We start from the raw sequence: 12,564 nt of genomic DNA on the forward strand, positions 1-12,564 counted from the left end.
CCTGACGCCCAATTCTGGAGAACACCGTTGAAACATTACTGGTCGGATTACACCAGCGAAGCCTTTGCAAAGCTGGACCATGACAAGCTCATCGCGGTGCTGCCGGTGGGCGCCACGGAACAGCACGGCCCGCACCTGCCGATTTCGGTCGACACCACGATCGGTTCGGGGATCGTTGCCCGCCTCGCCGAGCGACTGCCCGAGGACAGCCCGGTTCTGTTCCTGCCCTTTCAGGCCATCGGCAAGAGCAACGAGCATCTGCGCTATCCGGGCACGCTGACCCATTCCGCCGCGACGCTGATCGCCATGTGGATCGAGATCGGCGAAAGCGTCGCCCGCTCTGGCGTGCGCAAGATGGTCCTGCTCAACAGTCACGGCGGCAACATCAGCGTCATGGATATCGTCGCGCGCGAACTGCGCGTTCGCTGCGACATGCTGGTCTTTTGCATGGCGTGGTCCGGTTTCGGGATGCCCGACGGACTCTATACCGACAGCGAACGGCGCTACGGCATCCATGCTGGCGACATGGAAACCTCTGTCATGCTCGCCCTCGACCCGGAAAATGTCGTCATGGAAAAGGCGCGCGACTTCACTTCCACCGCGCAGGACTGGGACGCAAACTATCGCAACATGGGCCTGCAGAGCGCGATCAAACCCGCATGGCAGGTGCAGGACATGAATCCGGGCGGCGCCTGCGGGAATGCCTCGCTCGCGACGGCAGAGAAGGGCGAAGCGACGCTTGACCACGCCGTCGAGCGCATTCTGGAAGCCTTCGAGGACATTGCCCGCGTCCCGCTTGCCCAGCTCGCGAACGCGCCTGAATGGGGGTAGACACCGCCCGTCATTCGATATGATCGACCCGGGTGGGAGTGGCCTTTCCACCCGGTATCGCGAGGATCTCGCGTGAAGCTCGGCCGTTGCCCCGGGAACGGCGCTGATCGGTGAAGAGCTGCTCTGCTTGAACGCGAATGGCACCCACGCGGGGGCGGCGAATGGCGATCCCGTTCCGCGGGACCGTAAAATGAATGCGGCTGGCCGCGTAAACGGTGGCATGACCAACGCCCGCCTCTATCGCCGCCACCACTTCCTGTATGGCGTGATTGCCGATGGCGTCTGGCTGTAAGTCCGGTTTCCCCTGAACCTGAACCTGCGCATGGCCGGTTTAATTTACAGTGCCAGTAGAATTCATCACACGCCATTGCAGCCGCCGGTTCAGCGGCTTCAGAAATAAACGAAGTATATACTTGGGCACCCTGCCAAGGTATCTGGATAAGAGAGGTCATGTTCTCTTCTATGACGGGGACGTACGAAACCGTTGAGTAAGACGAGAAGTCGAATGGCAAGAGAAAAGTCGGAAACGCTGCATGGCCGAATTCTGAATGAATTTTCTCGTAAGATCATCGATGGCACCTGGCCGCCGGGCTTCCTGCTTCCCAAAGAGACCGAGCTGGCAGAGCAATATGGCGTCTCTCGCATGACCATGAACAAGGTGATGATCCGCCTTGCTTCCGAAGGCTACGTGATCCGGCGTAAGCGTATCGGCACGGTCGTGGCGCAGCCGCGCGCGGAATCTGCTGTGCTTGCGATCAACAATATCGCAGAGGAGGTCGCTGCGCTTGGGCGGCGGTACAAATGGTCTCTGCAGTCCTGCGAAAGCCGCGCCGGAAATGCACAAGACCGTCGTCTTCTAAGCTTGAACGAAGACGAGGCACAGGACAAATCGCTGTTCCTTCAGGGGCTGCATTATTCGAACGATGAGCCCTTCTGTCTCGAAACGCGGGTGATCAACACCACATTGGTGCCCGATGCCATGAGCGTCGATTTCAACAAGGAGGTGCCGGGATCCTGGCTTTTGAAAACCATCCCGTGGACCAAGGCGCGGCACCATGTGCGGGCGCTCAATGTATCGGGGCGCGACGCGACGCTACTGGAGTTGCCGGTGGGCGCGGCCTGTCTCGAAATGCTGCGTCGCACGCAGATCGATGCCCATTGGGTGACCTGCGCGCGATTGCTCTATCCCGGTGAAGCGCATCAGCTGATCGCTGAGTTCGACGGGAAGTTCGGCGTCTGAGCTCAGCCGTTCCCGCGCCGGATCGTCAGGACAAGCGCGTTGTCAGGCACGGTGACGCTGGCAAGCGGCAGCTCCCGAAGATCGTGCCGGTTCAACCCGAAACAGGGCATGTCATCCAGCGCAAAAAGATAACAGGCCAAGAGAGCGTCGCCCGGGACGTGCGCGCCGCTTTGATAGACCGCGCCGGTCAGGGGCGCGCGCACCATCAGGTTCAGATCGAGCAGCTCTGCGCCGCGTAGCTCAGCGACACAGGGCGTCTCTCCCGAAAAGCAATGCGGCACCCCGTCCGGCTGGCAATCGATGATCTGGCCATCGGAAAAGGTTAGACGCATCGCACCGCCCTCGATCACCGTGAGCACCCGGTTGATGCCGGGAAAGGTCGAGAAGGGGCCGGATTGGCCGACCTTCGCAGTGCTGATCCGCCAGTCGAAATTGTCGAACCCGGAGCCCTCTGGCTTGCAGAGGATCTCGGCGGTCTCGCCGCCGCCGTTTTTCCAAGGGGTGAAGCGACGCTCCACCCCCGGGTAGATCTTGCTCATGATCCGAGGATCCGCGGCAGGCGCAGGCCATGTGCCTTTGCACATTCAATCGCCTCGGGGTAGCCCGCATCGGCATGGCGCCAGACGCCCGAGGCCGGATCGTTCCACAGCACGCGTTCCAGCCGCTTGGCGGCCTCGGGCGTGCCGTCGGCGCAGATCACCACGCCGGAGTGCTGCGAGAAGCCCATGCCGACGCCGCCGCCATGGTGGATCGACACCCATGTCGCGCCAGAGGCGGTGTTGGTCAGCGCGTTGAGAAGCGGCCAGTCGGAGACGGCATCGGAGCCGTCGCGCATGGATTCGGTTTCGCGGTTGGGCGAGGCGACCGAGCCGGAATCCAGATGATCGCGCCCGATCACCACCGGGGCTTTCAGCTCGCCACTGGCGACCATCTCGTTGAACTTGAGGCCAGCCCGGTGACGATCGCCAAGGCCGATCCAGCAGATCCGCGCGGGAAGCCCCTGAAAGGCGATGCGCTCGCGCGCCATGTCCAGCCAGCGGTGCAGATGTTCGTTCTCGGGGAACAGCTCCTTCATCGCCTGATCGGTCTTGTAGATGTCTTCCGGATCGCCCGAGAGCGCCGCCCAGCGGAACGGTCCGATGCCTTTGCAAAACAGCGGACGGATATAGGCGGGCACGAAGCCGGGGAAGGCAAAGGCGTTTTCGAGCCCTTCTTCCTGCGCCATCTGGCGAATGTTGTTGCCATAATCGAGGGTCGGCACACCGGCGTTCCAGAAGCCGACCATGGCTTCGACGTGATCCTTCATCGAGGCCCGCGCGGCGCGGTTCACCGCTTCCGGATCGCTTTCCTGTTTCTCGCGCCATTCGGCGACGCTCCAGCCGGTCGGCAGATAGCCGTGGAACGGGTCATGGGCCGAGGTCTGGTCGGTGACGATATCGGGGCGCGCATTGGGGAGCGCTTCGCCCGCCTGCATGCGGCGCAGGATCTCGGGGAAGACATCGGCGGCATTGCCGATCAGGGCCACGGATTTCGCCTCGCCCGCCTTAGTCCAGCGCTCGATCATCGCCAGCGCTTCGTCAAGATCATGGGTCTTTTCATCGCAATAGCGGGTGCGGATACGGAAATCGGCGCGGGTCTCGTCGCATTCCACCGCCAAACAGCAGGCCCCGGCCATGACCGCGGCCAGCGGCTGCGCGCCGCCCATGCCGCCCAGCCCGCCGGTCAGGATCCACTTGCCGGTAAGGTCGCCGCCATAATGCTGACGGCCCGCTTCGGCGAAGGTTTCATAGGTGCCCTGAACGATGCCCTGCGCGCCGATGTAGATCCACGACCCGGCGGTCATCTGGCCGTACATCATCAGGCCTTTTTTATCCAATTCGTTGAAATGCTCCCAATTGGCCCAGTTCGGCACGAGGTTCGAGTTGGCGATCAGAACGCGCGGCGCATCGGGATGGGTGCGCACGATGGCAATGGGTTTGCCCGATTGCACGAGCAGGGTCTCGTCGGCCTCAAGATCCTTGAGCGCCGCGACGATGGCATCGAAGTCTTCCCATGTGCGCGCGGCGCGCCCGATGCCGCCATAGACGACAAGCTCATGCGGGTTCTCGGCCACATCGGGATGCAGGTTGTTCATCAGCATGCGCAGCGGCGCCTCGGTGAGCCAGCTTTTTGCGTTGAGTTCGGTCCCGGTGGGCGGGAAGATGTCGCGTTGATTGTGACGGGGATTGGTCATCTTTTCGGGCCTTTCAGTGCTGGGGGGCATGTCTTGCGGCCTCGGCCGCGGCGTGCAGGATTCGGGTCAGAATATCGGTGAGCTGCGGTCGCAGAATTGCGCATTTCGCCTCGCTCAGGGCAAATGGGGGCTCTTCGCTCGCCAGATGCGACGCCTGCGCCAGTTCCATCTGAATCGCGTGGATCCCTTGAGAGGGCTGGCCGTAGTGGCGGGTGGTCCAGCCGCCGCGGAAACGACCGTTTAGAACCTCTGTGCGCCTTGTCGCCTGCGTGCCCGCATGGGCGGCTGCCTCGATCCGGGGGTCGCAGGTGCGCCCGCCATCGGTGCCGATGTTGAAATCGGGCAGGGTGCCCTCGAAGAGCCATGGAATGACCGACCGGATCGAGTGGCAATCATAAAGCACCGCATAGCCATGGATCGCCTTCACCCGCGCCAGCTCGGCCGCGAGCGCGGCATGATACGGGGCATGGAATTGCGCCGTGCGGCGGGCAACCTCGGTGGCGTCGGGCTCTTCGCCCTCCCGCCAGATCGGCGTGTTGTCGAAGGTGGTAAGCGGCACCAGACCCGTGGTCGTCTGCCCCGGATAGAGCGATTTCCCCGACGGGTCGCGGTTGGCGTCGATGACATAGCGATGGAAGGTGGCTTGAACGCATGTCGCATCGGGGATCAGCCCCGCATAGAGTTTTTCGATATGCCAATCGGTGTCGCGCAGGCGCTGCCCCTCGTCGTTGAGCTTGGCCCGGATGTCATCGGGCACATAGGTGCCGGTATGGGGCGAGCTTAGAACAAGCGGGCTGTTGCCACGTGTAATCCGAACCGGATCCATCAGAACACCTCGGGCAGCAGGTCGTAGACCGAGCGGGCCAGTTTGCCCGAGTGAACCAGCTCCGCCGCCGCTTCAAGGTCCGGCGCCATGAGCCGGTCGTTGACGATGGCGGCGACGTCTTCGCGCAGCACGGTGATCGCGGCGCAAAGCGGCGCGGAGGTGGTCAGCGGGCCCCGCAATTCGATGCCCTGCGCGCCGGTCAACGCCTCGATCCCGATGATGTGGAACAGGTTCTGCGTCATTTGCAGCAGGCGGCGGGCGCCGTGGCAGGCCATGGACACATGGTCTTCCTGATTGGCCGATGTCGGGGTCGAGTCGACCGAGGCCGGGTGCGACAGCTGCTTGTTCTCGCTCATCAGCGCGGCAGAGGTCACCTCGGCGATCATCAGCCCGGAGTTGAGGCCTGGTTTCGGCGACAGGAAGGCCGGCAGGCCAAAGCTCAGCGCTGGATCGACCAGCATGGCAATCCGGCGTTGCGCGATCGAGCCGATCTCGGCCACGGCGAGGGCGATCATATCGGCGGCAAAGGCGACTGGCTCGGCATGGAAGTTTCCGCCGGAAACCACATCGCCATTGGACAGGACCAGCGGGTTGTCGGTGGCGGCGTTGGCCTCGATCTCAAGCGTGCTTGCCGCCTGACGCAGAAGGTCAAGGCAGGCGCCCGAGACCTGCGGATGGCAGCGCAGGCAATAAGGGTCCTGAACACGCTCGTCATTGTCGGCATGGCTGGCGCGGATTTCGGACTGCGCCAGAAGATTGCGCAGGGTCGCCGCAACTTCGATCTGACCGCTATGACCGCGCAGGGTGTGGATTTCCTCGGCAAACGGCGCGGTGGAGCCCATGGCGGCATCGGTCGACAGCGCCCCCGTCACGATCGAGCCTTGCAACGCGCGCTCGGCGCGGAACAGACCGGCGAGCGCCAGCGCCGTGGAGACCTGCGTGCCGTTGATCAGCGCGAGGCCTTCCTTGGCCGAGAGGGTCACGGGCGAAAGGCCGCAGCGCGACAACGCATCGCGGGCGGCAAGACGCTCGCCTTGATAAAAGGCTTCGCCTTCTCCGATCATCGCCGCGGCCATATGTGACAGCGGGGCGAGGTCTCCGGAGGCTCCGACAGAGCCTTTCTCCGGGATGACAGGAAGGACCCCTGCGGCGAGCATCGCCTGCATGATGTCGATGATGTCGCGGCGAACGCCCGAAGCGCCGCGCCCGAGCGACATGAGTTTCAGCACCATAACGAGGCGCACGACTTCGGGCGAGAGCGGTGTCCCGACCCCGCAGCAATGGCTGAGGATCAGGTTGCGCTGAAGCGTCGCCACATCCGCGCTTTCGATCCGGATCGAGGCCAGCTTGCCGAAGCCGGTGTTGACGCCGTAAACCGGTGCGTTTCCCGCGGCCACTTCGGCGATGCGCGCCGCGGCGCGCTCGATGCCGGGATAGGCGGAGTCGCAGAGCACCACATCGGTTGCGTTCCAGTAGATGTCGGCAAGGGTCCGCAAAGACACCTGCCCGGGAATAAGCACTTCAGCCATGAACGACGGCTCCTTTGAAGATACGTTTGTGAAGGGGGTGGTGGCCAAGACGCGCGACAAGCTGCGCGGGGCGTTCGACGTTCCAGATTGCCAGATCCGCAGATGCGCCGGGTGCCAGAACGCCGATGTCGCCCGCGCGACCGAGCGCCTGAGCCGCGTGACCCGTGACTGCATCCAGACATTCGCGCACCGTCAGCCCGAACAGCACCGCGCCCATGTTCATGGTGGTCAGAAGCGAGGAGAGCGGCGAGGTTCCCGGGTTGCAATCGGTTGCCAATGCCATGGGCACACCGGCCTTGCGCAGCGCCGCGACAGGCGGTTTTTGCGTTTCGTTGAGCATGTAATAGGCGCCGGGCAGCAACACCGCGACGCTGCCGGAGGCGGCAATCTGGGCGACGTCTGTCTCGTCGGCATATTCGAAATGATCGACGGAGAGCGCGCCGAACTCGGCAGCAAGCGCCGTGCCACCCGACCGGGTGAGCTGTTCGGTGTGCAGCTTGACGGGAAGGCCCAGCTCGCGCGCCGTGTCGAACAGGGGGCGGATGTCTTCGGCAGAGAACGCGATGGATTCGCAAAAGGCGTCCACGGCATCGACCAGTCCTTCGGCATGGGCCTCGATCAGCCCGGCGATGGCGACGTCACGGATATAGTCGGTTTTGCAGCCCTCGAAATCCTTCGGCATGGAATGGGCCGCGAGCCATGTGGTGGTGACACGGACCGGGCGCAGGGCCTCGACGTGGCGGGCGGCGCGCAGCATGTTGAGCTCGGAGGCGATCGACAGCCCGTACCCCGATTTGATCTCGAGCGTCGTCACGCCTTCCGAGAGCAGGGCGTCAATGCGCGGCAACGAGGCCGCCACCAGCGCCTCGGGGTCGAGCGCGCGGGTGGCCGCGACCGAGGAGACGATCCCGCCGCCCGCCCGCGCGATGTCCTGATAGGTCGCGCCTTCGAGACGCATTTCGAATTCGCCGCTTCGGTCGCCGCCGTGGATGATATGCGTGTGGCAATCGATCAGCCCGGATGTGACCAGCCGTCCCTCGCAATCGAGAATCTCGTGGCCGTCCTGTGCAAGCCCGGCACCGATTGCAGTGATGCGACCGTCTCGCATGGAAATATCGACAAGACCGGCGGCATCGGCGGAGAGGCGGGCGTTTGAAAGAAGGATCGGGTCGGACATGGGTTCCCTGTGTGCGCCGTTGGGGTTGCGGGGATTTGGTCTTTGCGCTGTGATTTTATAAGTATATACATAATAAAAGGCACTAAGGAAGACGATTCTATGTCTTTTCACGCGTCTACAGAGATGTGCCGACAAAAACGGAGCAGCGAGATATGATTTTTGCGGACAAGGCCCTCTTGCCGACAGGGTGGGAGAACAATGTTCGGCTCGATATTGCAGACGGGCACATCGGATCGGTTGAAATTGGCGCCACGCAACGTTCGGGCGATGCCCGCGTCGCCACGTTGATCCCGGGCATGCCCAATGTGCATAGCCATGCGTTCCAGCGCGGCCATTCCGGATTGACAGAGGTCAGGAGCGCAGGGCGCGAAAGTTTCTGGACGTGGCGGGAGATGATGTATCGCTTCGCGCTCTGCGTCAGCCCGGAGGATGTCGGTACCCTGGCCGAAATGGCCTATGTAGAGATGCTCGAAGCCGGATACACCCGCGTTGGGGAATTCCACTATCTGCACCACGGCAAAGATGGCACCCCCTACGACAATCCTGCCGAATTGTCGGACCGGATTTTCGCGGCGGCAGAGCAGACCGGGATCGCGCTGACCCATCTGCCGGTATTTTACGCCCATGGCGGGTTCGGCCCGCAGGCGCCGGGCGACGGGCAGCGCCGCTTTATTCATTCTGTAGATCGGTTTGTCGAACTGGTCGCGCGCTGCGAGGCGCGTCTGGCGCGCCCGCAAGACCGTGTCGGGTTCGCGCCGCATTCGCTGCGCGCCACGAGCCACGAAGAGCTGTCGGCACTTTGCGGCGCGCTTCCGGGGCGGAAAATTCATATACATATTTCGGAGCAGGTCAAAGAGGTCGAGGACTGTCTGGCCTTTTACGGCCAGCGTCCAGTCGACTGGTTGTTCGATCATGCCGAGGTGAATGCCGATTGGTGCCTGATCCACGCCACCCATCTGACCGCCTCCGAAATGCAGCGCATCGCGGCCTCTAAAGCTGTCGCAGGCCTGTGTCCCGTGACCGAAGCCAACCTCGGCGATGGCCTGTTTCCGGCACCGGAATTCCTTGCGGCTGACGGCAAGATCGCCATCGGCACGGATTCGAATGTGCGGATCGATGTCGCGGAGGAATTGCGCGTTCTCGAATATGGTCAGCGCCTGCACGCCCGCGCTCGAAATGTGCTGGCCCCCGAAGGCGGATCGACGGGGCGTCACCTGTTCGATGCGTCGCTCGCAGGCGGGGCGCAGGCGCTTGATGCACCCGCTCCGCTCATCGCCTCAGGTGCGCCGGCCGATCTGGTCGCTCTGGCCGATCCGCTGGGGCTGGGGCAAGGCGACGCGCTGCTCGATCGGTGGATTTTCGGGCGCGATGTCGCCGTGAGCGATGTCTGGGCAGCCGGGGCGCATGTGGTGCGCGCGGGGCGGCACATTCACCGCGATGCGGTGCAGGCACGGTTTGCCGACGTCTTGCGGCACGTGCTCACCTGAGCCGCGCCGCAAGCCACGGACAGGCGAGGTGCCCGGGTCAGAGAACCCGGGCCATTGCCTCCAGAAACTGGTCATTTTCCCAGTCGAGACCAACCGAGACGCGCAGAAAGCTCTCAAAGCCTTCCTGTTTCCACGGTTTCACGATCACGCCGAAGCTGATGAGCCGATCCGCGACATCGCAAGAGGTCTGCCCGCAGTCCACGAACAGGAAGTTCCCCTTGGATGGCAAAACGCGCAGGCCCAGAGCGGTCAGGCGCTCTGCCATCCGTGCCCGTTCGCGCAGGGTGTGGGACACCGCCTGCGCCATCTCTTCGGTGTGGGTCAACGCCGCGAGCGCGGCGGCTTGCGCCACGGCATTGGTGTTGAAAGGCGTTCGGACAAGGTTCATCGCATCGATCACGTCATCACTGTTGGAGATGCCATAGCCGATGCGCAATCCCGCCAGCCCATAGGCCTTGGAAAAGGTGCGCAGGATCAACAGCGGCTTGTCATGCTTGGCGAGACGTTCCGTTGCCGAGGCATAATCCGGACCGGCGGCATATTCGACATAGGCTTCATCAAGGCACAGCAGGCTCTCGGGGTTTTGCGCCGCCAGCAATGCGTCGAGTTCTTGGGGGCCGAGCCAGAGCCCTGCGGGGTTCATCGGGTTGGCGAGAAGCGTAAGGCGCACCGGCCGCGCGGCGGCGTCCAGAAGCGCACCCATATCGATCTCGTACGACGGGGTCAGGCCGATGCGGGTCACTTTGGCCCCCATCATGGTGGCGTAATCCTCGTGAAGCGGGAAGGACGGGAACAGGGTCACCACCTCATCGCCCGGGTTCAACACGGCGCGCGCCAGAACGTTGAGCAAGTCTTCCGATCCGTCTCCTAGGATGACCCGGTCTTTTTCGGCGCCGGTCAGCAATGCGATTGTATCGGCAAGCGCACGGGCGGAAGGATCTGGATAAACAAAGGGGCGCGCGATCGCATCGCGCATCGCCGCCTGAATAGCGGCGTTGGGGCCGTGCGGATTTTCGTTCGAGGCCAGCTTTGCAATGGGATGCCCCTTGGCACGGCTCGCAACGTCAGTAACTGTCAGCCCGGAATTGTACGGCTTGAGAGAGGCAAGCTCCGGTCTGGCGGGAAACCTGGGGGGCGTCATGATAATCTCCGTTGACTCAAGCGTGGCGATTTACCACACATATGTATATACATACAATTATGGGACCGAGGACGAATGCAAGATGAAAATAGCATCGCGACCGATGTCAGGTTCGACTTCACGGGCAAGACCGTGTTTGTCACCGGCGCGAGCCGCGGCATCGGGCGCGAGATTGCCCTTGCGTTTGCACGCGATGGCGCAAGCCTGATCCTGAGTGCGCGGAGCGCCGAAGCCTTGACGTCCGTGGCAACAGAGATTCGCGACATGGGGGGCGAAGCGGTCTGTCTTGGTCTCGATCAACGGGATCTGGGGGCGATACGCTCCCAGATTGCACCTCTTGGCCCGATCGACGTGCTTGTCAACAATGCCGGCGTTGAGTCGGTCCGCGATACTCTCGATGTCGACGAGGCGCTTTGGGACAGGATTGTCGACACCAATCTTAAAGGGGCGTTTTTTGTCGCGCAGGCCGTTGCAGCCAAAATGGCAGAGGCGCAACGTGGATCCATCATCAATCTGGCCTCGCTGACCTCTTATGTTGGCGTTCCGGGCGCTGTGCCCTACAGCGCGTCGAAAAGCGGCGTTCTCGGCATGACCCGTGCCATGGCCGCCGAATGGGCGCCAAAGGGCATCCGCGTCAACGCCATCGCGCCGGGATATTTCGAGACCGATTTGACCAGCGTCTTCTACGAAGACAAGGACTGGGTTGCGAAGATGATCGCCAATATCCCCGCAGGCCGCATGGGCGATCTGTCCGACCTGACGGCAGCGGTTAGGTTTCTTGCGTCAAGTGGCGCCAACTATATTTTTGGTCACTGCATAGTCATCGATGGTGGATATCTGGCCAAAATTTAGGCAGGTATCCACTTCTGGCCAAACTGCCAGTTGGTTCGGACATAAGTATATACTTTTAATTTCAAGAGTGCTTACTTACCCTCCAAAGCAGATCACAGGGGCAACGATGACAGTTCAGATCGCCGCGAAAGCAGATGCCACCCAAGCGGCCCGCGAGGTCGCCGTGCGCGCAAGTCATGTGTCGATGGATTTTGGTAGCGGTGCGCTTGCGGTTGACGATGCGAGTTTCGAGCTGGAGAAGGGGCGCTTCCTGACGATCCTTGGTCCGTCAGGTTCTGGTAAGACAACCTTGTTGCGCATGATCGCCGGGTTTCAAAAGCAGACCGCAGGCGAAATCACCATCAATGGCAAGGCAGTCGATGCCGCCCCGCCGCATCGTCGCTCTGTCGGGATGGTGTTCCAGAAGCTCGCCCTGTTCCCCCATATGACTGCGGCCGAGAACGTGGCCTTCCCGCTCAAGATGCGGCGGTTCAATCCGCGCCAGATCGCAGGGCGCGTGGACCAGTTTCTCGATCTCGTCAAACTTGGTGGGTATGGCGACCGGCGGATCAACGAGCTCTCCGGCGGGCAACAGCAACGCGTCGCCATCGCCCGCGCCCTGGTCTTCGAGCCGGATCTTCTGCTGCTCGACGAGCCGCTCGCCGCGCTCGATGTTAAGTTGCGCGAGGAAATGCAGCTGGAATTCCGCCGTATTCAGCATGAGCTGGGCGTCACCACCATCAACGTGACCCATGACCAGCGCGAGGCGCTCGTCGTTTCCGACAATGTCATCGTCATGGATGGGGGCCGCATCCAGCAGCAGGCCGACCCCGTCGCGCTGTATCGCGCCCCGGCAAATCCGTTTGTCGCGGGGTTCCTTGGTCTGTCCTCTTTTGTCGAAGGGACGGCCACCGCGGATGGCAATCTGCAGGTTGGGGATCTTGTGGTGCAGGGGACAGCCGCGCGCAGGTTCGAAACCGGGGCGCCGGTGGTGGCGGCGATCCGCGCCGAACAGATCCGCCTTGCAGGAACGCGCGAGGCGCTTGCGGCCTGCGACATGACGCTGGAGGGGCGCGTGTGTGACACGATCTTCGAGGGCGAGCGCCAGATGTATGTCGTCGAGATCGGGGCGCTTTGCGGCGCGACTTTCCGCGTCTATCACCACGATCCTGACAGTTTCGGCCTGTTCCGCGTTGGTGACCCCGTCGCGCTTGGTTGGAACCGTCGCGATCTGAAGATATTCAGCCCAGCGGCATAAGAAAAAACGCC

11 protein-coding genes are annotated in these 12,564 nt (G+C 62.6%); 5 read left to right on the forward strand and 6 right to left on the reverse strand.

Annotated elements, in window-relative coordinates:
- Nucleotides 1–27: 27 nt before the first annotated feature.
- A complete protein-coding gene (locus tag Q4543_RS06460; RefSeq protein WP_303436978.1) occupies nt 28–831 on the forward strand; it encodes a creatininase family protein in 804 nt (267 codons plus the stop codon).
- A 505-nt stretch (nt 832–1,336) separates the two neighbouring features.
- On the forward strand, nt 1,337–2,071 hold the full coding sequence (locus Q4543_RS06465; protein WP_303436979.1) for a UTRA domain-containing protein: 735 nt from the start codon (nt 1,337–1,339) through the stop codon (nt 2,069–2,071).
- Nucleotides 2,072–2,073: 2 nt separating this feature from the next.
- On the opposite strand, the gene Q4543_RS06470 is transcribed toward Q4543_RS06465, so the two are convergent.
- Genes Q4543_RS06470 through hutI form a run of 5 tightly spaced genes read right to left on the reverse strand, consistent with a single transcriptional unit; the run spans nt 2,074 to nt 7,836 of the window.
- A complete protein-coding gene (locus tag Q4543_RS06470) occupies nt 2,074–2,610 on the reverse strand; it encodes a HutD family protein (RefSeq protein WP_303436981.1) in 537 nt (178 codons plus the stop codon).
- Nucleotides 2,607–4,304 (reverse strand): urocanate hydratase, encoded by a 1,698-nt coding sequence (hutU, locus tag Q4543_RS06475; protein ID WP_303436982.1) that lies wholly within the window; start codon nt 4,302–4,304, stop codon nt 2,607–2,609. Before hutU ends, Q4543_RS06470 begins: the two co-directional genes overlap by 4 nt.
- A 13-nt stretch (nt 4,305–4,317) precedes the next feature.
- Nucleotides 4,318–5,130, reverse strand: coding sequence for an N-formylglutamate deformylase (gene hutG, locus Q4543_RS06480; RefSeq protein WP_303436983.1), 813 nt, complete (start codon nt 5,128–5,130; stop codon nt 4,318–4,320).
- A complete protein-coding gene (hutH, locus tag Q4543_RS06485) occupies nt 5,130–6,659 on the reverse strand; it encodes a histidine ammonia-lyase (protein WP_303436984.1) in 1,530 nt (509 codons plus the stop codon). The genes hutG and hutH overlap by 1 nt, the downstream gene beginning before the upstream one ends.
- On the reverse strand, nt 6,652–7,836 hold the full coding sequence (hutI, locus tag Q4543_RS06490) for an imidazolonepropionase (RefSeq protein WP_303436985.1): 1,185 nt from the start codon (nt 7,834–7,836) through the stop codon (nt 6,652–6,654). The genes hutH and hutI overlap by 8 nt, the downstream gene beginning before the upstream one ends.
- A 152-nt stretch (nt 7,837–7,988) precedes the next feature.
- Between hutI and Q4543_RS06495 the strand changes: the two genes are divergently transcribed.
- Entirely contained in the window at nt 7,989–9,323 is a 1,335-nt protein-coding gene (locus Q4543_RS06495; protein WP_303436986.1) for a formimidoylglutamate deiminase, read from the forward strand.
- A gap of 37 nt (nt 9,324–9,360) precedes the next feature.
- Here Q4543_RS06495 and hisC read toward each other — a convergent pair whose 3' ends face one another.
- Nucleotides 9,361–10,464: a histidinol-phosphate transaminase gene (gene hisC, locus Q4543_RS06500; RefSeq protein ID WP_303436987.1), complete on the reverse strand. Its 1,104-nt coding sequence runs from the start codon at nt 10,462–10,464 to the stop codon at nt 9,361–9,363.
- Nucleotides 10,465–10,539: 75 nt separating this feature from the next.
- On the opposite strand from hisC, the gene Q4543_RS06505 reads away from it, so the two are divergent.
- Nucleotides 10,540–11,316, forward strand: a complete 777-nt coding sequence (locus tag Q4543_RS06505) for an SDR family NAD(P)-dependent oxidoreductase (protein ID WP_303436989.1) — start codon at nt 10,540–10,542, stop codon at nt 11,314–11,316.
- Complete coding sequence (locus Q4543_RS06510; protein WP_303436991.1) at nt 11,291–12,553, forward strand: ABC transporter ATP-binding protein; 1,263 nt, start codon at nt 11,291–11,293, stop codon at nt 12,551–12,553. Before Q4543_RS06505 ends, Q4543_RS06510 begins: the two co-directional genes overlap by 26 nt.
- Nucleotides 12,554–12,564: the final 11 nt, after the last annotated feature.

Origin of the sequence: Salipiger sp. 1_MG-2023, assembly GCF_030547555.1 — a bacterium.
Lineage (GTDB): Bacteria > Pseudomonadota > Alphaproteobacteria > Rhodobacterales > Rhodobacteraceae > Salipiger.